At 54.7% G+C, this 20,039-nt stretch carries 18 protein-coding genes and 1 tRNA gene; 10 read left to right on the top strand and 9 right to left on the bottom strand.

What is annotated here, in order from left to right; genetic code table 11:
* Nucleotides 1-9 precede the first annotated feature (9 nt).
* From secD to queA, 4 genes are all read right to left on the bottom strand, one after another.
* Nucleotides 10-1,878 carry a protein translocase subunit SecD gene (secD, locus tag ACSFE6_RS09680; protein ID WP_435427386.1) on the bottom strand — a complete coding sequence of 623 codons (1,869 nt, stop codon included), beginning with the start codon at nt 1,876-1,878 and terminating at the stop codon, nt 10-12.
* 63 nt (nt 1,879-1,941) lie between these two features.
* Nucleotides 1,942-2,280 carry a preprotein translocase subunit YajC gene (yajC, locus tag ACSFE6_RS09675; RefSeq protein ID WP_222834343.1) on the bottom strand — a complete coding sequence of 113 codons (339 nt, stop codon included), beginning with the start codon at nt 2,278-2,280 and terminating at the stop codon, nt 1,942-1,944.
* A gap of 43 nt (nt 2,281-2,323) precedes the next feature.
* Nucleotides 2,324-3,439: a tRNA guanosine(34) transglycosylase Tgt gene (tgt, locus tag ACSFE6_RS09670; protein ID WP_162634923.1), complete on the bottom strand. Its 1,116-nt coding sequence runs from the start codon at nt 3,437-3,439 to the stop codon at nt 2,324-2,326.
* Between the two features lie 14 nt (nt 3,440-3,453).
* On the bottom strand, nt 3,454-4,503 hold the full coding sequence (gene queA, locus ACSFE6_RS09665) for a tRNA preQ1(34) S-adenosylmethionine ribosyltransferase-isomerase QueA (RefSeq protein ID WP_435427385.1): 1,050 nt from the start codon (nt 4,501-4,503) through the stop codon (nt 3,454-3,456).
* 105 nt (nt 4,504-4,608) lie between these two features.
* Here queA and ACSFE6_RS09660 point away from each other — a divergent pair.
* From ACSFE6_RS09660 to ACSFE6_RS09650, 3 genes are all read left to right on the top strand, one after another.
* Nucleotides 4,609-4,693: transfer RNA gene (locus ACSFE6_RS09660), tRNA-Leu, on the top strand.
* Between the two features lie 183 nt (nt 4,694-4,876).
* Nucleotides 4,877-5,206 carry a hypothetical protein gene (locus ACSFE6_RS09655; protein ID WP_435427384.1) on the top strand — a complete coding sequence of 110 codons (330 nt, stop codon included), beginning with the start codon at nt 4,877-4,879 and terminating at the stop codon, nt 5,204-5,206.
* 385 nt (nt 5,207-5,591) lie between these two features.
* Complete coding sequence (locus ACSFE6_RS09650) at nt 5,592-6,563, top strand: hypothetical protein (RefSeq protein WP_435427383.1); 972 nt, start codon at nt 5,592-5,594, stop codon at nt 6,561-6,563.
* Between the two features lie 742 nt (nt 6,564-7,305).
* Here the strand turns inward: ACSFE6_RS09650 and ACSFE6_RS09645 are convergent.
* From ACSFE6_RS09645 to ACSFE6_RS09635, 3 genes are all read right to left on the bottom strand, one after another.
* The gene (locus ACSFE6_RS09645; RefSeq protein WP_435427382.1) at nt 7,306-8,139 is read right to left on the bottom strand and encodes a hypothetical protein; all 834 of its coding nucleotides are present in this window, start codon (nt 8,137-8,139) and stop codon (nt 7,306-7,308) included.
* A gap of 295 nt (nt 8,140-8,434) precedes the next feature.
* The gene (locus tag ACSFE6_RS09640; protein WP_435427381.1) at nt 8,435-9,247 is read right to left on the bottom strand and encodes a pentapeptide repeat-containing protein; all 813 of its coding nucleotides are present in this window, start codon (nt 9,245-9,247) and stop codon (nt 8,435-8,437) included.
* Between the two features lie 537 nt (nt 9,248-9,784).
* Entirely contained in the window at nt 9,785-11,089 is a 1,305-nt protein-coding gene (locus ACSFE6_RS09635) for a hypothetical protein (RefSeq protein ID WP_435427380.1), read from the bottom strand.
* 612 nt (nt 11,090-11,701) lie between these two features.
* Here ACSFE6_RS09635 and ACSFE6_RS09630 point away from each other — a divergent pair.
* The 3 genes from ACSFE6_RS09630 to ACSFE6_RS09620 all read left to right on the top strand — a co-directional run bounded on the left by ACSFE6_RS09630 (nt 11,702) and on the right by ACSFE6_RS09620 (nt 13,821).
* The gene (locus tag ACSFE6_RS09630; protein WP_435427379.1) at nt 11,702-12,013 is read left to right on the top strand and encodes a DUF3077 domain-containing protein; all 312 of its coding nucleotides are present in this window, start codon (nt 11,702-11,704) and stop codon (nt 12,011-12,013) included.
* Between the two features lie 174 nt (nt 12,014-12,187).
* On the top strand, nt 12,188-13,324 hold the full coding sequence (locus ACSFE6_RS09625) for an ImmA/IrrE family metallo-endopeptidase (RefSeq protein WP_435427378.1): 1,137 nt from the start codon (nt 12,188-12,190) through the stop codon (nt 13,322-13,324).
* Nucleotides 13,321-13,821 (top strand): DUF4411 family protein, encoded by a 501-nt coding sequence (locus tag ACSFE6_RS09620; protein ID WP_435427377.1) that lies wholly within the window; start codon nt 13,321-13,323, stop codon nt 13,819-13,821. Before ACSFE6_RS09625 ends, ACSFE6_RS09620 begins: the two co-directional genes overlap by 4 nt.
* Before the next feature lie 140 nt (nt 13,822-13,961).
* On the opposite strand, the gene ACSFE6_RS09615 is transcribed toward ACSFE6_RS09620, so the two are convergent.
* Both ACSFE6_RS09615 and ACSFE6_RS09610 read right to left on the bottom strand, forming a co-directional pair.
* A complete protein-coding gene (locus ACSFE6_RS09615) occupies nt 13,962-14,330 on the bottom strand; it encodes a PH domain-containing protein (protein ID WP_095193791.1) in 369 nt (122 codons plus the stop codon).
* Nucleotides 14,331-14,591: 261 nt separating this feature from the next.
* Complete coding sequence (locus ACSFE6_RS09610; RefSeq protein WP_435427376.1) at nt 14,592-14,729, bottom strand: hypothetical protein; 138 nt, start codon at nt 14,727-14,729, stop codon at nt 14,592-14,594.
* A gap of 61 nt (nt 14,730-14,790) precedes the next feature.
* Between ACSFE6_RS09610 and ACSFE6_RS09605 the strand changes: the two genes are divergently transcribed.
* The 4 genes from ACSFE6_RS09605 to ACSFE6_RS09590 are packed head-to-tail and all read left to right on the top strand — an operon-like array spanning nt 14,791 to nt 19,914.
* Nucleotides 14,791-15,267, top strand: coding sequence for a formate dehydrogenase subunit gamma (locus ACSFE6_RS09605; RefSeq protein WP_435427375.1), 477 nt, complete (start codon nt 14,791-14,793; stop codon nt 15,265-15,267).
* On the top strand, nt 15,264-16,823 hold the full coding sequence (locus tag ACSFE6_RS09600) for a formate dehydrogenase beta subunit (RefSeq protein WP_435427374.1): 1,560 nt from the start codon (nt 15,264-15,266) through the stop codon (nt 16,821-16,823). Before ACSFE6_RS09605 ends, ACSFE6_RS09600 begins: the two co-directional genes overlap by 4 nt.
* Nucleotides 16,820-19,696 carry a formate dehydrogenase subunit alpha gene (fdhF, locus tag ACSFE6_RS09595; protein ID WP_435427373.1) on the top strand — a complete coding sequence of 959 codons (2,877 nt, stop codon included), beginning with the start codon at nt 16,820-16,822 and terminating at the stop codon, nt 19,694-19,696. Before ACSFE6_RS09600 ends, fdhF begins: the two co-directional genes overlap by 4 nt.
* The gene (locus ACSFE6_RS09590) at nt 19,693-19,914 is read left to right on the top strand and encodes a formate dehydrogenase subunit delta (RefSeq protein WP_435427372.1); all 222 of its coding nucleotides are present in this window, start codon (nt 19,693-19,695) and stop codon (nt 19,912-19,914) included. The genes fdhF and ACSFE6_RS09590 overlap by 4 nt, the downstream gene beginning before the upstream one ends.
* Nucleotides 19,915-20,039: the final 125 nt, after the last annotated feature.

The raw sequence follows: 20,039 nt of genomic DNA, 5'->3' as shown, positions 1-20,039 counted from the left end.
GGCAGCCCCTTAAATCCACAACTTCTTGAAGTCACGACCGCCGAAGATCAGGTTGACCATCGCGCGGGTGACCATGATGGCCGTGAACATCGAGGTCAGAACCCCGAGGGACATGGTCACGGCGAAGCCCTTGACCGGACCTGTACCCATGGCAAACAGGATCCCGCCCACCAGCAAGGTGGTCAGGTTGGCGTCGAGAATCGCCGTGAATGCGCGACCGAAACCTTCGTTGATTGCCCGTTGTACGCTCATGCCTGCCGCGATTTCTTCACGAATCCGCGAGAAGATCAGTACGTTGGCGTCGACCGCCATACCCATGGTCAACACGATACCGGCGATACCCGGCAGGGTCAGCGTGGCACCCAACAGCGACATCAAGGCCAGCAGCAGCACCATGTTCACCGCCAGCGCGACGGTGGCGATGATGCCGAAGAAGCGATAGATGGCGATGATGAACAGCGAGACGAACAGCATGCCCCACAGCGAAGCATCGATACCCTTGACGATGTTGTCCGCACCCAGGCTCGGGCCGATGGTGCGCTCTTCAGCGAAGTACATCGGTGCGGCCAGACCACCAGCACGCAGCAGCAACGCCAGTTCGGACGACTCGCCCTGGCCGTTCAGGCCGGTGATACGGAACTGAGCACCCAGCGGCGACTGAATGGTCGCCAGGCTGATGATCTTCTTCTCTTCCTTGAACGACTGAACCGCCACGTCTTTTTCGACGCCGTCGACCACTTGCTTGGTGTAAGTGGTGACAGGACGTTGCTCGATGAAGATCACCGCCATGCTGCGACCGACGTTCGAACGGGTCGCACGACTCATCAGCTCGCCGCCGTGGCCGTCCAGACGAATGTTCACTTCCGGGGTGCCATGTTCGCCGAAGCCAGCCTTGGCATCAGTCACCTGGTCACCGGTGATGATCAGGCCGCGCTCGATCAGAGCCGGAGGACGCTTGCCTTCACGGAACTCGAAGGATTCGGAAGTGGCTTTCGAAGCACCCGGCTCGGCCGCCAGACGGAACTCCAGGTTGGCCGTCTTGCCGAGGATACGCTTGGCTTCTGCGGTGTCCTGCACGCCCGGCAGCTCAACCACGATGCGGTTGGCGCCCTGACGCTGGACGATCGGTTCGGCAACACCCAGCTCGTTGACGCGGTTACGGACCGTGGTCAAGTTCTGCTTGATGGAGTATTCGCGGATTTCCGCCAGCTTGGCCGGGGTCATCGCCAGACGCAGCACCGGTTGACCGTTCAGGTCGGCCGGAACAATGTCGAAATCGTTGAAGTTCTTGCGAATGATGGTACGGGCCTGTTCGCGGGCCGCTTCATCGGCGAAGCCCAGCTGAATGGCACCGCCCAGTTGCGGCAGGCTGCGATAGCGCAGTTTCTCTTTACGCAACAGGCTCTTGACGTCACCTTCGTAGACTTTCAGGCGTGCATCGAGGGCTTTTTCCATGTCCACTTCCAGCAGGAAGTGCACACCACCGGACAAGTCCAGACCCAGCTTCATCGGGTGCGCGGCCAGGCTACGCAGCCATTGCGGGGTGGTTTGTGCCAGGTTCAGCGCGACGACGTAGTCATCACCCAACGCCTTGCGTACAACGTCCTTGGCAGGCAACTGATCTTCAGCCTTGACCAGGCGAATCAGACCGCCCTTGCCGCCGGCAGCCAGCGAAGCCGCCTTGACGTCGATCCCGGATTCCTTGAGCGCCGTGCTCACGCGATCGAGATCGGCCTGATTGACCTGCAAAGCAGTGCTCGCGCCGCTGATTTGAATCGCCGGGTCATCAGGATACAGATTGGGAGCGGAATAAATCAGACCGATCGCCAGCACCGCCAGGATCAGAATGTATTTCCACAGAGGATATTTGTTCAGCATCACGCCGCCCGTTTATGACGCGGGGCGCCTTGCGCGCCCCGTCGATTGAGTAGAAGTTGAAACTTAGATCGCTTTCAGCGTGCCTTTTGGCAGCGTGGCGGCGATGGCGCCTTTCTGGAACTTCATTTCGACGGTGTCGGACACTTCCAGAACGACGAAATCGTCAGCAACCTTGGTGATCTTGCCAGCGATGCCGCCGGTGGTCACAACTTCGTCGCCTTTTTGCAGGCTGCTCAGCAGATTCTTCTGCTCTTTGGCGCGTTTGGCCTGTGGACGCCAGATCATCAGGTAGAAGATGACCAGGAAACCGACCAGGAAAATCCACTCAAAGCCGCCACCCATTGGGGCTGCAGCTGCCGGTGCAGCAGCGTCAGCCATGGCATTAGAGATAAAAAAGCTCATTTAGCACTCCAGTTGCAAATGTTGAATCTTGGGGTCAGAAAACTCAGTCCAAAGGCGGAACGGGAAGCCCGCGCTTGGCGTAGAAGGCATCGACAAAGGCGGCCAATGTACCCTGTTGAATTGCCTCGCGCAAACCGGCCATAAGCACTTGATAATGGCGCAAGTTATGGATGGTATTGAGCATGCTCCCCAGCATTTCGCCGCACTTGTCCAGGTGATGCAGATAAGCGCGGGAGAAGTTCTGGCAGGTATAGCAATCGCAGGTCGGATCCAGCGGCGAGTCATCATGGCGATGGAACGCGTTACGGATCTTGATCACGCCGGTGTCAATGAACAGATGCCCATTGCGGGCATTACGGGTTGGCATCACGCAATCGAACATGTCCACACCGCGGCGCACACCCTCCACCAGATCTTCCGGTTTGCCAACGCCCATAAGGTAACGAGGTTTGTCAGCGGGCATCTGGGCCGGCAGATAATCCAGCACCTTGATCATCTCATGCTTGGGTTCCCCCACCGACAGACCGCCAATGGCCAGGCCATCGAAGCCGATCTTGTCCAGGCCTTCCAGGGAGCGCATGCGCAGGTCCTGGTGCATGCCGCCCTGAACGATACCGAACAGCGCCGCCGTGTTGTCGGCATGGGCGTTCTTCGAGCGCTGGGCCCAACGCAGCGACAACTCCATGGACACGCGGGCGACGTCTTCGTCGGCCGGGTACGGCGTGCATTCGTCGAAAATCATCACGATGTCCGAGCCCAGGTCACGCTGGACCTGCATCGACTCTTCCGGGCCCATGAACACCTTGGCGCCGTCGACCGGCGAGGCGAAGGTCACGCCCTCCTCCTTGATCTTGCGCATGGCGCCCAGGCTGAATACCTGGAAACCGCCGGAGTCGGTCAGGATCGGGCCTTTCCACTGCATGAAATCGTGCAGGTCGCCGTGCTTCTTGATCACTTCCATGCCCGGGCGCAGCCACAGGTGGAAGGTGTTGCCCAGAATGATTTCAGCGCCAATCGCCTCGATATCCCGCGGCAGCATGCCCTTGACCGTGCCATAGGTACCGACCGGCATGAAGGCCGGGGTCTCGACGGTGCCACGGGGGAAGGTCAAACGACCGCGACGAGCCTTGCCATCGGTGGCCAAAAGCTCAAAAGACATACGACATTGGCGACTCATTCTTTGTCCTCAGGGCCACGTGGTGCGGGGTTACGGGTGATAAACATCGCATCACCGTAGCTGAAAAAGCGGTATTCGTTGTCGACCGCGGCCTTATAGGCGGCCATGGTCTCCGGATAACCGGCGAACGCCGAAACCAGCATCAACAGCGTGGATTCGGGCAAATGGAAGTTGGTGACCAAGGCATCGACCACATGAAACGGCCGGCCCGGGTAGATAAAGATGTCGGTATCGCCGCTGAACGGCTTGAGCACGCCATCGCGGGCGGCGCTTTCCAGGGAGCGCACACTGGTGGTCCCCACCGCCACCACCCGACCGCCGCGTGCGCGACAGGCGGCAACGGCATCCACCACGTCCTGGCCGACTTCCAGCCATTCGCTGTGCATGTGGTGGTCTTCGATCTTCTCCACGCGCACCGGTTGGAACGTACCGGCGCCGACGTGCAAGGTCACGAACGCGGTCTCGACGCCCTTGGCTGCAATCGCCTCCATCAGCACCTGATCAAAATGCAGCCCCGCCGTCGGCGCCGCCACCGCGCCCAGACGCTGGGCGTAGACGGTCTGATAACGCTCGCGATCGGCGCCTTCGTCCGGACGGTCTATATAAGGAGGCAACGGCATGTGCCCGACGCGGTCGAGCAGCGGCAAGACTTCTTCGGCAAACCCCAACTCGAACAGCGCATCGTGACGCGCCAGCATCTCGGCCTCGCCACCGCCGTCGATCAGGATCTTCGACCCCGGCTTGGGCGACTTGCTGGAGCGCACATGGGCCAGCACGCGATGACTGTCCAGCACCCGCTCCACCAGGATTTCCAGCTTGCCGCCGGAAGCCTTCTGGCCAAACAGCCGCGCCGGAATCACCCGGGTATTGTTGAACACCATCAAATCGCCCGGGCGCAAATGCTCAAGCAAATCAGTGAATTGACGGTGTGCCAGGGCGCCGCTGACCCCATCCAGGGTCAACAGGCGACTACCGCGACGCTCAGCCAGGGGGTGGCGGGCGATCAGCGAATCAGGGAGCTCGAAAGTAAAGTCAGCAACGCGCATGATGGGGTTCGTCTAGCAGGGCCGGGAAGTCTAGCGGAAATATCAAAAATTCTCCATGTACCTGATTGACCAGCGGTTATCTCATCTTTATACTCCGCGGCCATTGCCCTGATGGCGGAATTGGTAGACGCGGCGGATTCAAAATCCGTTTTCGAAAGGAGTGGGAGTTCGAGTCTCCCTCGGGGCACCAAAATTAAGAAAGGTCTTGCTTAGCAAGGCCTTTTTTTTCGCCCACAGAAAAGCCGCCGACACCCCACCGGCAACCCCCTGACAACGCCCAGACCTGTAGGAGCTGCCGAAGGCTGCGATCTTTTGATCTTGCTCTTCTTCTTTTGCTCTTCACCGGATTAAACCCTTTCACAAGGACTCCCCCATGGAATCGCAACTGGAAACCATCGCCCTCTACTCCCTCAAACTCGCCTACGAAACCGAAGACCAAAGCCCGATCCTGCGCGATGACCTGGTGATGGGCGATTACCAGCGGGATGTGTTTGAGTTGCTGGTGCGACGGGGGGATGTCGAGGGGATTCAGGTGAAGGTGGGTGAGTGTGTGGGGTTGGCGCTGGAGGCTGTTGGGGGTGTGGATAAGCCGTTGGGGCGGGAGTTGGGGAGGTTGGTGGGGGAGTTTTCTAGTGCTCAGACGCTGGCGCTGCTTGATGACCCACTCATTGCACTCAAGGAATATCTGAAAGACATCCAATGATGTCAGCAAGGGTGCCTGAAGCGGGAGGGCCCATGGAACGGCGTAATTCGCCACGCCTAACCCAATAATAAATCCGCCCCCTTTCCGTCTATGTGGATGACAACGTAGAGCTAGGGGACCCCATCAGCGGAGATCCCTCTGAATAGAAAAGCTTTAGGTTCGCAAGGAGAGCAGGTAGAGAAATCTTGACCGAATGAATTCCATAGCTCATCTCCACACTTCGCTGGTAATTTGACTTCGACCTGCCTTCCCCCTACCCAACAAGCGCTCCCATCAAATCAACCCGACCTTGTCTCGGCAATCAGCAAAACGCGACTAAACAAGATATTGTGCAACAAATGGATTTATAGCAAAATGCTATCAAACATCCAAAAAGGGACTTAAGGTGAAGATCAAGTATTTTAGTTACTACTTCAAAGATAGAAATTCTGGCAAAAATCTAGAATTTGACATGCGAGATTTTCTTCTGAATTTCTCACTAATTAAAAATCCAGAATACAAAAGCACGTTCTCTTACAACGGAGAGAACCTGTACTTATTTTCAGTGCCATCCACAGAGAATATATTTTTGTTTTTAGAAACTAGAAACACTGACTTCTTTAAACAAATAAACAAAGGCAATATGACCTTTGACGACCTCAGAAACAAAATTGATAACGAAAGCGAACTAGGTTACGCATCTTACATCGTTTTCGGAGAAGATCACTTTGGAATTTCTTCGACATTTATGGCTCCTGGCGTATCGCCGTTTAGTGTCTTCGTAAATGACATCCTAGCCAGCCTCGGAATCAATCATCTTGATTTTCGAGTTAACCCGGTTATGATGGAAGCAAATGCAAAAGATGTAATGACTCTAAATGTCGTTGGTCGAACAAGCATAGAACTATCCCGAGAAAATACTCTCGCCCAAGAACTTGGGAATGTTTTCGGGCTTGATATTTCCAACGACCTATCTATGGATTCGGTGGAAATAATATTTAAGCCTACTAAAAGAGGAAACATTAAGCCAATTGTCTCGACCCTTATTGAAAAGGTTAGCGGAAGCTCTGACGTCGCAGTAAAAATCAGAGCAAAAGAGTTCATTAAAGACACCCTGACAGATTTCTATTTGAGCGAAAATAGCGCAATTTACGATGAATTCAGCTACAGGACGGAAAACGAAATACCGAGCCTGATGCAAAAACTCATTGTTCAAAACAAATATCTTGCGGGGCGTTTAAATGAGCTCAAGAGCGCTGTCAAAATCGAAAAAGATCCTAATATCGCTATTACTGCTTACAATCATGACCCTGCCTGGACTATTTTGCTGGGCAATCTATCACTGGCTGTTAGTTCCAAAGCTAGGAGTATCGCTTAGCCTTTTAAAGCAAAATGGCAATGTTGCCGTTATCATGGCAACATTTTGTTTTACGATGATGACCCTCCTCGCCGGATCAGTTGTAATAATTCTAAGCATTGGCAAAAGTAGCTTTTATGAACGCTACAAAGCACACGGATATTTTTCAATTTTAATGGGAATGTATTTTTTTGCAATATTATGCCTTGCAGTGAATTTCTTCATTTCTATATTAATGCTTTCTTCCAGACCGGAGCTATTCTTCAATAGCTCAATGGTTATGAGCATTAACAGCATGTTCCACATATTAATTCTATTATTTGCATTCTTAACATTGCACAACAAGTCCTCCTCACACTAATCTTACTTTTTTAGGAATTAAAAGCAAAAAAAATTGGGAAGGTTTATTTAAAAAATAAACCTTCCCCTTTTTTATTCTCTTTACAATGTAATGCATCTTCTCTATTTCAAAGCTTAACGACATCAGTCGAAAGCAGGCTATCAGCGGCAATAAATGAAGATAAGCTTTATTCAAGGCAGCCATTAAAAAATTGAATCCTTAGTAAACTTTACTTAGTGATCCCAAGCAGGTTACGTCTTGGGCAGACGCTTCAGCAAAAAGGGGACAGATTTGATTTCAAATAAATCTGTCCCCTTTTTGCTGTCCCTTTTTGCTCCCTTTTTGCTCCTTTTTGCTGCCCCCTTTTTTGTGTTTTTGTGCCGTCACTTTTTTGCGCTAGCGTCTGCATGAATAAAAATTTAGCTACTTATTGCGATCGGTTGGCAATCGTATCATTATCGTATCTACCAGATAAAAAAATGTTTGCTTTCTGAAACTGCTTTCGACTAACAAATAAGCATCGTCGATACTCAAAAGAACACGGGCTTGCCCTTGGTACTGTTCGCTTCTGAAATTAACTACATCTTCGGTCATTATTTTTTCAAATCTTAGCATGCCTGTATAAAATGAAAGCGCTACGGCTGAACCTGTAAGCAGATAGATATAATCTCGTATGAGAGACCTTCTTAAAGCTATTCTTTTCTTATCAAGGATTCGTTTGATCTGCGTGGTCGGGCGAATCATTATCCCGGATTTCAGTATTGCGGCAAAACTTATGCCACCCACCCACATCCATGTCATTCTACCAACAGTAGAATAGTCAAACTTCAAGTACGAAAAATTGAACATAAAGCTGAATATAACTAGGAAAAACACCCAATAAATGAGCTTTTCTGCGATATTGGTTTCTCTGTGCATTCGCCTCGCAGGCTTTCTTAGCCGTTCAGGAAATTTTCTACTAGCAGCAAAGGTTAAAGCTGCAAGAGGTGCTAGCGCAGAGTAGTAAAGCTGTGATATCACAAAGGCGAACACTTTCGTGGCCATATAGCAGAATGTGAGGTAGAAGGTAAAGGTGGCGACAAAATTTGTCAGAAACTTAAGCGATACTATGGAAACTATCTCGAAGGGTATCTCCATAAGAAATCCAATATAGTGGACCGTACCCAGGGAGAGAAATGCCAGCACGGCTTTGATCCCAGACATGATGGTGGTTTTGTCTTTCGGTAGTTTTGCTTGGGTCAGAATTTGTTTTAGCAACGGGAATCTCGCTGTTCATAGGTATTGTGAACGTTGAAGGACCGGGCAAAGGGGACAGATTTTTTCTGTCTAGACATTCCACTAAAATAAATCTGCCCCCTTTTTTCTTATTTTTTCTTACTTTTTCTTTTTTTCCTGTCGTCGAAGCTATAAACCTAGACGCCATGGGCGGCCGGTAGGCTTGACTGTGTCCATCGTCTTCATGTTAATCTGAAGATCAACTGGCTGCTGCTGAGGAGGGGGAAACCCCCAGAGAGGGTGGTTGGATTCCCCCCCAGTTTTTATTTTCTACGTACTATGGGGCCTTGTAAGACGTAACTTTTGGTCCCTTAGGACGCTTTTCAAGCTCGATTACGTACGGATCTAAATTTTTAGCGTCAATGAAATTTGTCGATCGAAGAATGGCATTAGTGAACTTAACCCCTTTGCAATCGACACCTCGGAAATTTGCACTACTCAAGTCCGCCCCACTGAAGTCCGCGTGAGCGACATCACAACTGGTGAAATCCATTCCTTTTAGCGTGGCGTTTTGAAATTTTGCGCGACGCAAATCGGTTTTAGAGAATGTTGTATGTTCAAGTTGCGCATCAATGAATATCGCAGCTTCACATCTGCAGTTATCAATGCTTACGCGAAGCAATCGACTGCCTTTGAATATCGCCGCATGAAGATCACCATGCTCTAATTTTAGGTCTCTTATTTCTAACCTTGAAAGATTTACCTCTGAAAGTTTTAACTTTTTCTCTTCAAGATCAAGAAGACGTCGAATTGTCCCAAGCACTTTGTATGGTGCATCAGTTGAGCGATCGTAACGTAAGTCAGCCAGATCCTCACGATTCCTTCTCGCTTTATCTTCGCGAAGGCGACGAGAACGTTCAGCTTCATCTCTTTCGTTCCGGCGTTGCTCAAACCAGTAGAGGATCAGGCCGACTACAAAAAGGTCTATTATTGTTCCGTGAGCGTTTGCCAGTATGTCTTCAAAGAAAGAGCGAGAGTATAAACCCCAAGTCTGGCTTGGGAATATGCTGCTTGATACCCACCCCCAAAAGCCGGTGATAATTACTATGATGGTAGAAAAAACCAAGAAGACAAGCGCTGCTGCCCGCATTATTTTGTTAGTCCTGTGAGTAAGCGGAGGTCGCGAAGAAGTCGAATATGCTAACCGCCATAACTGCTTAAATTTACTGATAATCTTCAAAAGTTTCTAGATTGAACCTGATTTTGCTTTGCTAGCCCCTGATATGCTCATGCGCTCTATGTGCATCATATAGTTGGGTTAGCCCTTCATTGGATTCATAGCCTTTAAGCTCCCTTTCATTTCTCCTATCGCCCAATGATCAGTTTTCTGGGGGGCTCAGAGAAGGCACGCTCCGGGCTTGCTCGTTGCGGATTCAGACTGAGCTCTTCTCTTCGTGTCCTCCATAGCTTATGTCACCTCATCATTCGCCCGCTGCACCAACCATACTACCCAGAATCATAATTAATAAAAATTTGGCTGAAGATGGACTAAAGATGGGAACGATTTATTTTCGGACAAAAGCGGCAAAAAGGGTACAGACTTATTTTAAAGAAAATAAACCTGTACCTTTTTTGTTGTCCCCTTTTTGTTACGCGGTATGTAGCATTGCATAAGGTGCAACTGTGACTACTCAATCGGTAAAGATGCAGGTGCTGCAGTGGGTGTTGGTGCTGGTTTCGCTTTTGAAGGCGTCACGGTATCAACAGCTTTGCCCGCGAGATCTTTTATTTGCTCAGTAAAACCTGGTACGGCTTTGAGTGCTTGCTTAACAACATCCGACGAAGCAAGTTCATGCCAAGGACTTCCATGGCTATCAGGTTCTACCAGTCGGAGAGGAAGCTCATCGAACCGAGCAAGTGCAGATGAAAGTAGTTTCGCTTCCATTTCTTTGTCAAATCCAGCAGCTTCTCGCCGGAAACCCTCATACGCGCGTGAAATGGATGCCTTGAAGGCATAATCTTCAGCAAGCCTGAATCTTTGTCCTATCTGCTTTGTAGCCAGCCATGAAAACCAAACAGGAGCGCCAACGGAAAGCAGCGACAGTAGCAAATTCAGAGTCACCACCGATGTCGATATGTTTGGAATTCGGAAAAGCTCTGAAAGCGTGTGAAGCTGATTGGAGCCGAAATAACTCCCCCCCACAAGGGCAACGGCAAGTCCAGCAACCCAGAACCACATCGACTTGGATAGAGCTATAGAGCGCTCGCTGAATGCGGCCGCCAACCCAACGCTTGTCGCCGCCGAATAGGCTGTCTCGCAGCGTTTTAGCACCGCTTCCGCGTCCTCCGCACTTATTTTCAGCAGAGCATCAATTTCGTCGGCGTGCTCTCGAAGCGTCAGGATACGGGCTTGGTCTTTGGTTGCCGATTGAGCAAGGTCATCTATCGTCTTTTTCGCCTCTGACAACTGCTCCAAGTCGGCAGGAAGCTGATCAGCCGCGTTGTATGCCTGCTCAATCCTCTCCACCATTGAACTTAGGTCAGCAGTGCGCGGTTCTAACCCCTTAATTCGCGCCTCCATAGCCCGTAGTTGCAAAGTCAGCCTACGGATTTTTGCTTGTGCCTCCGCACGTTCGTCGGCCTTCAAGACCGGCTCAAGGGCTTTGCGCAGTCCCCCAAGCGTGAACATATATGTAGGAATTGCAGTGGCTGCGCTACCCCAAATATTCGGAACGGTGGCTCCGTGCAAATAGGTAATGCGCCGAGCATAATCCTTAATCCGGTCTTCCGAACTCCCCAATTCATCAGGACCGTTATCATCAATCAACTCAATGATTGATTGTGCTTCTTCGATGAGTTCCGATCTCGTAAGTCCAGGGAACGACCAGTTGCCATGAGCGATCCCGAACGGCTCGTCGTTAGGCACTGTGGCCTTTATCTGCGCAATCACAGCTTCTAGCTGGGTTTGAATGGTTGTCAACGCTTCGTGCATTCCATGTCCCCTATATCAATTCGCCATTAGGTCAGGATGTATCAAAAAGATCCAATAGCCTAGCTTTGAGCCAAATGCGGTTCGCCAGTATGAGGACAGTCTGGAAGGACCGACTTTTTCAACACAATCAGCCGAAAGCGATCTATGAGCGTAGCTGCTCTTGAACGCGCAACGAACACGTCGAGAACATGAAACTTTTCGTCTAGGGTGATCTGCAACTAGGACTTTTGAGGGTTGCAGGAAGAAAATCCGCACGATACCCTCCCACCCGTCGCTGCCAATTCAGCGACCGGGTGTGGTAACCCGATGTATTAAGGCGCTACAGCGCCCCCATCACGTATGCAGGCGTTTTTTTATGCCCGCACACGTGAGTTATGGCGGCTGTGCGTGGGACGCCCTCGGGCGTGCCGGTTTCCTTGATACCCGGTTTACCACCCTGCGCACAGCTGTCACCCATTCGTGTGGTAACGTACGTGGCAGCTCCTGAAGTTTCGTATCAAGGAGTTAGATCATGCGCAGTAGAAATCCGTACAAAACTTGGCCTTCCCCTCTACGCAACTCCCAATCGCGTAACCCCCTCCCCCATTGCCCCTCCCTCCTCGGAGGTGGCCAATGACCGAACAACCCGAATTCAAAACCATCGGTTTAACCCCCGCCATTTACTGCTCTGATCAACCTCTATTCCACGTCACCCGCGATGTCCCGCTCGGCGATGCGTTGGCCATGGCTTCTGACTTTCTGTTTCTCGCCAAGGCGCTGACCAAGGATGCGGCCTATGCCCGGGACACGGATTACCACGCTTGGGCGGCGCATTATTTGACGGCGATGAGTAAGGCGGTGGTGGATGATGCGGTGAAGGTGCTGACGCGGGATCGGACGGTTGTGCCGATGTCAAAACGGGCGGCGGCGAGGGCTGAGGAGTAGTTGCCGCAAGACTGTGAGGCCAGCCCCGAGTCAATCGGGGCTTCCAATACGCAGCATTTAGAGACGAATTACACGCGACCGTGCCCTTCCCTTGCTGTCAGATGCCGCTATCGTTCGGATCAGCTGCGTAGACGCATTTTCTGAAATGGTTATGACACCGAAACGGAATCGCACATGGAAGCGTTGATCAATCCGCACGTCCTGCGGTGGGCGCGTGAACGGGCATCCCTCAGCACCAGCACTCTGGCGAAAAGCCTGGGTACGCGGGAAGACAATGTGCTGGCATGGGAGCAAGGCAAGAAAAGACCCTCCTTCAATCAGGCGATGAATTACGCCCGGCAGACCTACATCCCCTTTGGTTACCTTTATCTTTCCCAGCCTCCAGAGGAAAGCCTTCCTCTGCCGGACCTTAGAACGGTCAATGGCAAGCGCGACAACGGGTACAGTCTCGCCCTGTTAGATACCATTCGGTGGGCTCAGGAAAGGCAGGAATGGTATCGCGACTATCTGATCAGCCAAGGCATTGCTGAAAATGGAGTCATGGGAAAGTTTTCGCTGAGCGACAGTCCCAACCTGATCGTCGCTGATATTCGATCCACCTTGAACCTGCCCCCAAAACCCGATCGCGGCGATTTTGATGCTTACTTCAAAACCCTGATCAGTAAAATCGAGACGGTCGGCGTACTGGTCATGCGCAGCAGTGTTGTCAACAACAATACAAGCAGGCCGTTGCTGATAGAGGAGTTTCGAGGCTTTGCCCTCTGCGACGAATTAGCCCCCGTCATCTTCATCAATACTGCCGATTGCCCCGAGGCAAGGCTGTTCACCTTGGCACACGAATTGGCTCACATTTGGATAGGCCGCTCTGGTGTGTCCGATGGCGAACCCGCCAATCACAGGGCGGAAGAAGTCCTCTGTAATGCGGTCGCGGCTGAGCTATTAACGCCTGAGCGCGAATTCCTTTCCACTTGGGATGCCAATATTGAGTGGGAGGACAACGTCTTTCCACTGACAACATTGTTCCATGTGAGCGGTTGGGTCATCGCCAGGCGCGCCCTGACCTTCAACCTCATCACAGTGTCCGAATACGGCGCGTACATCAGCCAAAAAGTCGCCGAGCACAAGGCACGTAGCAAGAACGGAACCCCGCCCTATAACCGGTTGCAGACTGCGCGAGTCAGCAAGACCTTCGCTACAGCAGTGGCCACTGAAGCATTAAGCGGAAGAATGCTTTACCGAGACGCCGCACGCCTGATTGGCGTGAAGCCGCACAAATTAGCTGAATACTCTAAGAAGGAACTTGGATTGTGAGTTATCTGCTGGATACAACCTCCTATATACAGGCAAAAAACACGCACTACCGGATGGGCTTCTGTCCCGGCTTCTGGGACTGGCTGGACAGTGCGTATGACGCCGGAAAAATTTCCAGCGTTTCTCTCGTGTACAGGGAATTGATCGACTACGGCGACGAGCTATCCGACTGGGCCAAAGAAAGACCAAACCACTTCTTACCAGTCGAAGATTCCAGTACACAGGATGCCTATGCGCAGATCACCAGGTTTGTCATGAGCCTGCCTTTACCCAGGGATACCGAAAAAACACGATTTCTCGAAGGCGCCGATCCATGGTTGATTGCCAAGGCGAGCGCAACCGGCCAGACCGTGGTCACCCATGAGGTTCTGGTGCCTCCCGTCAGTCAGAAAATCAAGATCCCCAACATCTGTCGGCAGTTCAATGTGCCGTATGTCAGCGCCTTTGATCTGCTGGATACGCTGAATGCTAGGCTTGTTCTTGGTGAACATTCTTAGATAAAAAACTGAATGGGGATGGGCATCCTTCACCGGAATTCAGCATTGATGTTGATTGGGCTGGCGTAATCGCGAGCAGGCTCGCTCCCACAAGGGATGTGCGTTAACTCCGATTTTTTTGGGGCGTTTGAGTTACGGGGTCAGAGCAAATGCTGGGAAATCAGCTTTGAAACTTCCACCATCGACGTCTTGCCGGTGAATTCGAATTTCACTTTACCAAGTGATGAGAAGTAAATCTCCAACTCGGAATCCAGGTCGAAGGTGCCTGAAGTTTCCACCGAGTACGCCACGATGTTTTTGTACGGCAACGAAGTGAAGTCTTTTTTGCTGCCGGTAATGCCCTGGACGTTGACCGAGATGATGCGTTTGTTGGTAAAGACCACGCCGTCGCGCATGGATTTGTAGGCGTCGATGACGTGTTCGCCGTCGATCAACAGGGCGGAGACGCGTTCGGCGTATTCGTCGTTTTGCTTGAGCTTGAAGAATCCTTTGTTGTTGAAATCAATCATCGGTCTTTCCCTGTTTATCAAATGAACGGCTTGAGTCTGACTTCATACTCGATCGAGATTGCAGAGTCAGCCCCCCTGCATCTGCTCCGTAGAATTACCCAGGGTTCTGATGCTTCTTCTCACCGGTAATGCTTGCTATACATCCCCCACGACAAGCCCATAGAGGCATTAAGCCACCGACCGAGGCTCCCGCGCCCCGCTCTACTAGACTTAATGGAGAGTCGTAGGCAGAACCGAACACGTCGCTTTGGTGCAGTTCGATCAATAGCCGCGTGGCAAGCTGCCCTTTATGCCCGGTAGAGGTGCGACGAAGATCGCATCGGGCACAACAAGATGCCCGCCAAGGGCACCCTGGCCAACGGCCAATGCCACGATACCGTGACGTGGTGTGAGTGCCACAGCCGACACTTTCGGACAACCGACAACCACCTGGTGTGTCCGTGACCGTGAGGATTGCTGAATGCCTGATGTTGAGTTGCACCTGCCTGTGGTCAACACGCTGCTGGAGCGCCATAAGGGCACTCCCGGCGCGCTGTTGCCGATTCTTCATGATATTCAGGAGCGCATCGGTTATGTCCCCGATGTTGCTGTCCCCGAGATTGCCCATGCGCTGAACCTGAGTCAGGCCGAGGTTCGCGGGGTGATCAGTTTTTACCATGACTTCCGTACCTCGCCGCCGGCCCGCCATATTCTGCGTTTGTGCCGCGCCGAGTCTTGCCAGAGCCGTGGGGCCGAGCAGTTGGCGGCGCAGTTGCGCGATCGACTGCAACTGGATGATCACGGCAGTAGCGCCGATGGCAGCATCAGTTTGCGCCCGGTGTATTGCCTCGGTGCCTGCGCGTGTTCGCCGGCGCTGGAGCTGGATGGTCGGGTGCATGCGCGGCTCAGTGCCGAGCGGCTGGATGCGTTGCTCGATGCTTGCCAGGAGGACGCATGATGCCGGCGCTTTATCTGTCCTGTGATTCGCTGGCCCGTGCCGTGGGTGCCGATGACGTTTCCACGGCGCTGATCACTCAGGCCAAGGCACTTAATCTGCCGCTGGAGCTACAGCGCACCAGTTCCCGTGGCCTGTATTGGCTGGAGCCGCTGCTGGAAGTGGACAGCCCGCAAGGCCGGATCGGCTTCGGTCCGTTGACCGCAGACGATGTGCCGTCCGTACTCGAAGCCCTCCAAAACCCAACAGCACATCCACTGGCCCTGGGCCTTGTGGAAGAGCTGCCTTATCTCAAATCCCAACAACGCCTGCTGTTCGCCCGCGCCGGCATCACCCGGCCCCTGTCGCTGGACGATTATCAAGCCCACGGCGGTTTCGAAGGTCTGAAACGGGCCATCGCCATTGGCGGCGAACAAACCGCGACCGCCGTGTTCGATTCCGGCCTGCGTGGCCGTGGCGGCGCAGCCTTCCCCGCCGGGATCAAATGGCGCACGGTGCGCGGTACTCAGGCTGCGCAAAAGTACATCGTGTGCAACGCCGACGAAGGCGACTCCGGCACTTTCGCCGACCGCATGCTGATGGAAGGCGACCCCTTCCTGCTGATCGAAGGCATGGCCATTGCCGGTCTCTGCACCGGCGCCACCTTCGGCTACATCTATGTGCGCTCGGAATATCCGGATGCCGTGGCCACCTTGCGCCAGGCGCTGACCATTGCCCGTGATGCCGGTTATCTGGGTGCCAATGTTGGCGGCAGCGGTCAGGCATTCGATATGGAAGTGCGAGTGGGCGCCGGTGCGTACATCTGCGGTGAAGAAACCGCACTGCTGGATTCGCTGGAAGGCAAACGCGGGATCGTCCGCGCCAAGCCGCCGATCCCCGCGTTGCAGGGCCTGTTCGGCCAACCAACGCTGGTACACAACGTACTGACCCTGGCCTCGGTCCCACTGATTCTGGCCAAGGGCGCGCAGTTCTATCGCGATTACGGCATGGGCCGCTCCCTGGGCACCATGCCCTTCCAACTGGCGGGCAACATTCGTCACGGCGGACTGGTGGAACGGGCCTTTGGCCTGACCCTGCGCGAGCTGGTGGAAGACTACGGCGGCGGGACCGCCAGTGGCCGGCCGCTGAAGGCCGCACAAGTGGGCGGTCCGTTGGGCGCCTGGGTACCGCCTTCGCAATTCGACACACCGCTGGATTACGAAGCCTTCGCCTCGATTGGCGCGATGCTCGGTCACGGCGGTGTGGTGGTGGCTGACGACAGCCTCGACATGGCGCACATGGCGCGCTTCGCCATGCAGTTCTGCGCAGAAGAATCCTGTGGCAAATGCACCCCGTGCCGCATCGGCTCGACCCGTGGCGTGGAGGTGATCGACCGCCTGCTGGCCGCGCCGAATCAGAGTGCTCGCGATGAGCAAGTAATTATCCTCAAGGACCTGTGCGACACGCTGCAATACGGCTCGCTCTGCGCCTTGGGCGGCATGACCTCCTACCCGGTGGCCAGCGCCCTCAAACATTTCCCCGCCGACTTCGGTCTGCAAGCCTCGGAGGCCGAACAATGATCACGCTCTTCGACCCGAAAACCGATATCGATTTGGGCACGCCGGCCCGCGAAAGCGATGTGCAAATCACCCTGAACATCGACGGCCGCAGCATCACCGTGCCCGAAGGCACCTCGGTGATGCGCGCCGCCGCGCTGATGGGCACCACCATTCCCAAGCTCTGCGCCACCGACAGCCTCGAAGCCTTCGGCTCCTGCCGCATGTGCCTGGTGGAGATCGACGGCATGCGCGGCTATCCGGCGTCCTGCACCACACCGGTCACTGAAGGCATGACCGTGCACACCCAGACGCCGAAGCTCGCCACCCTGCGCCGAAACGTGATGGAGTTGTACATCTCCGATCACCCGCTGGATTGCCTGACCTGCTCGGCCAACGGCAACTGCGAACTGCAAACCGTGGCCGGCCAGGTCGGTCTGCGGGAAGTGCGTTACGGCTATGAAGGCGAGAACCATCTGGAGGACGTGAAAGACACCTCCAACCCGTATTTCGATTACGACCCAAGCAAGTGCATCGTCTGCAACCGCTGCGTGCGCGCCTGCGAAGAAACCCAAGGCACCTTTGCCCTGACCATCACCGGGCGCGGTTTTGAATCCCGAGTAGCTGCGGCGGGTGGCGAGAACTTCCTCGACTCGGAATGCGTGTCCTGCGGCGCCTGCGTGCAGGCCTGCCCCACCGCGACCCTGATGGAAAAAAACGTCGTCGAGATGGGTCAGCCCGAACACGCGGTGATCACCACCTGCGCCTATTGCGGCGTGGGTTGCTCGTTCCGCGCCGAGATGAAAGGCGACCAATTGGTGCGCATGGTGCCGGACAAGAACGGCCAGGCCAACCACGGCCACTCCTGCGTCAAGGGCCGCTTTGCCTGGGGTTACGCCACCCACCCGGATCGCATCACGAAACCGATGATCCGCAAGCACATCAACGATCCATGGCAGGAAGTCAGTTGGGATGAAGCGGTGACCTACGCCGCCAGCGAATTCCGTCGCCTGCAGCAAAAATATGGTCGAGATTCCATCGGTGGCATTACTTCCAGCCGTTGCACCAACGAAGAAACCTATCTGGTGCAAAAACTGGTGCGCGCCGCGTTCGGCAACAACAACGTCGACACCTGTGCGCGGGTCTGTCACTCGCCGACCGGTTACGGCTTGAAGCAAACGTTGGGCGAGTCCGCCGGCACCCAGAGTTTCGATTCGGTGATGCAAGCCGACGTGATTCTGGTGATGGGCGCCAACCCCAGCGATGCGCATCCGGTGTTCGCTTCGCAACTCAAGCGTCGTCTGCGTGAAGGCGCGCGGCTGATCGTCATCGACCCACGGCGCATCGATCTGGTGGATTCGGTACACGCCCGCGCTGAATATCACTTGGCCCTGCGCCCCGGCACCAATGTCGCCATGCTCAATGCGCTGGCCCACACCATCATCACCGAAGGCCTGCAAGACCAGGCCTTTATCGACGCCCGCTGCGAGGGCAACGATTTCGCCCGATGGAGCGAGTTCGTCAGCCGTGCGGATAACTCGCCGGAAGTGATTGGCCCAATCTGCGGAGTTCCCGCGGCCGACATTCGCGCCGCTGCCCGGCTGTACGCCACCGGCGGCAACGCGGCGATCTACTACGGCCTGGGCGTCACCGAACACAGCCAGGGCAGTACTTCGGTAATGGGCATCGCCAACCTCGCCATGGCCACCGGCAACATCGGCCGTGAAGGCGTGGGCGTGAACCCGCTGCGGGGGCAGAACAACGTGCAGGGTTCCTGCGACATGGGCTCCTTCCCCCACGAACTGCCCGGCTATCGGCACATTTCCAACGAAACGGTGCGGGCGCAATTCGAACAGGCGTGGAACGTCACCCTGCAACCCGATCCGGGCTTGCGCATTCCCAACATGTTCGAGTCGGCGCTGGCCGGCAGCTTCAAGGGCCTGTACTGCCAGGGCGAGGACATCGCCCAGAGTGACCCGAATACCCAGCACGTCACCGCGGCCCTGTCGGCCATGGAGTGCGTGGTGGTGCAGGACATTTTCCTCAACGAAACCGCCAAGTTCGCCCACGTGTTCCTGCCGGGCGCTTCATTCCTGGAAAAAGACGGTACTTTCACCAACGCTGAGCGACGCATTTCCCGGGTACGCAAGGTGATGGATCCCCTGGGCGGCAAGGCCGACTGGGAAGGCACGGTGGCGCTGGCCAATGCCCTCGGCTACCGGATGGACTACAAGCATCCATCGGAGATCATGGATGAAATCGCCCGCCTGACACCGACCTTCACCAACGTCAGCTACGCGGAACTGGAACGCCACGGCAGCCTGCAATGGCCGTGCAACGCTGGCGCACCGGACGGCACGCCGACCATGCACATCGAGCAATTCGTGCGCGGCAAGGGGCGCTTCATGCTCACCGGCTACGTGCCCACCGAGGAGAAGGTCAACAGTCGTTATCCGCTATTGCTGACCACCGGGCGTATCCTCAGCCAGTACAACGTCGGCGCCCAGACCCGGCGTACCGAGAACGTCGCCTGGCACGATGAAGACCGCCTGGAAATCCACCCGACCGACGCCGAGAGCCGTGGCATCAACGAAGGCGACTGGGTCGGCATCGGCAGCCGCGCCGGCCAGACCGTGCTGCGGGCGCGGGTCACCGAACGGGTCGCCCCGGGCGTGGTGTACACCACTTTCCACTTCCCGGAATCGGGGGCCAACGTGATCACCACCGACAACTCCGACTGGGCCACCAACTGCCCGGAGTACAAGGTCACGGCCGTGGAAGTCAGCCGCGTCTACCACCCTTCGGAGTGGCAAAAACGCTTCCAGGAATTCACTGAAGAACAGCACCGTTTGCTCAAGGAACGCCGTCAAGCAGCCAAGGCGGAGGTGCGCCGATGAGCACTGCCAACCTGATCAAGATGGCCAACCAGATCGCCCAGTACTTCGCCAGCGAGCCGGACCGGCAACTGGCGGTGCTCGGTGTGCGCAATCATCTGCAGATGTATTGGACGCCGGGCATGCGCAAGGAGTTGCTGGCCTGGCAGACGGAGCATCAGGGAGCGGACTTGCATCCACTGGCGCAAGAGGCGGTCAGTGGGGCGGGTTGGGAGGCTTAGATTAGAGGAACTGTGAAAAACCTGTGGGAGCGAGCCTGCTCGCGAATGCAGTGTGTCAGGCGACAATTCAGTTACTGACCTACCCCTTTCGCGGGGAGGATCGATCCCACAGGGGTTGTGTGGGG

Origin of the sequence: Pseudomonas baetica (genome assembly GCF_051216495.1) — a bacterium.
Lineage (GTDB): Bacteria > Pseudomonadota > Gammaproteobacteria > Pseudomonadales > Pseudomonadaceae > Aquipseudomonas > Aquipseudomonas baetica_B.
The sequence above is the reverse complement of the archived record's forward strand: the minus strand, read 5'-3'. Positions and strand labels throughout refer to the sequence as shown.

What these genes read in the sequence shown, in the direction of transcription:
- secD (WP_435427386.1), bottom strand. Translation starts at nt 1,878, where the DNA reads ATGCTGAACAAATATCCTCTGTGGAAATACATTCTGATCCTGGCGGTG.
- yajC (WP_222834343.1), bottom strand. Translation starts at nt 2,280, where the DNA reads ATGAGCTTTTTTATCTCTAATGCCATGGCTGACGCTGCTGCACCGGCA.
- tgt (WP_162634923.1), bottom strand. Translation starts at nt 3,439, where the DNA reads ATGTCTTTTGAGCTTTTGGCCACCGATGGCAAGGCTCGTCGCGGTCGT.
- queA (WP_435427385.1), bottom strand. Translation starts at nt 4,503, where the DNA reads ATGCGCGTTGCTGACTTTACTTTCGAGCTCCCTGATTCGCTGATCGCC.
- ACSFE6_RS09655 (WP_435427384.1), top strand. Translation starts at nt 4,877, where the DNA reads ATGGAATCGCAACTGGAAACCATCGCCCTCTACTCCCTCAAACTCGCC.
- ACSFE6_RS09640 (WP_435427381.1), bottom strand. Translation starts at nt 9,247, where the DNA reads ATGCGGGCAGCAGCGCTTGTCTTCTTGGTTTTTTCTACCATCATAGTA.
- ACSFE6_RS09635 (WP_435427380.1), bottom strand. Translation starts at nt 11,089, where the DNA reads ATGCACGAAGCGTTGACAACCATTCAAACCCAGCTAGAAGCTGTGATT.
- ACSFE6_RS09630 (WP_435427379.1), top strand. Translation starts at nt 11,702, where the DNA reads ATGACCGAACAACCCGAATTCAAAACCATCGGTTTAACCCCCGCCATT.
- ACSFE6_RS09625 (WP_435427378.1), top strand. Translation starts at nt 12,188, where the DNA reads ATGGAAGCGTTGATCAATCCGCACGTCCTGCGGTGGGCGCGTGAACGG.
- ACSFE6_RS09615 (WP_095193791.1), bottom strand. Translation starts at nt 14,330, where the DNA reads ATGATTGATTTCAACAACAAAGGATTCTTCAAGCTCAAGCAAAACGAC.
- ACSFE6_RS09605 (WP_435427375.1), top strand. Translation starts at nt 14,791, where the DNA reads ATGCCTGATGTTGAGTTGCACCTGCCTGTGGTCAACACGCTGCTGGAG.
- ACSFE6_RS09600 (WP_435427374.1), top strand. Translation starts at nt 15,264, where the DNA reads ATGATGCCGGCGCTTTATCTGTCCTGTGATTCGCTGGCCCGTGCCGTG.
- fdhF (WP_435427373.1), top strand. Translation starts at nt 16,820, where the DNA reads ATGATCACGCTCTTCGACCCGAAAACCGATATCGATTTGGGCACGCCG.
- ACSFE6_RS09590 (WP_435427372.1), top strand. Translation starts at nt 19,693, where the DNA reads ATGAGCACTGCCAACCTGATCAAGATGGCCAACCAGATCGCCCAGTAC.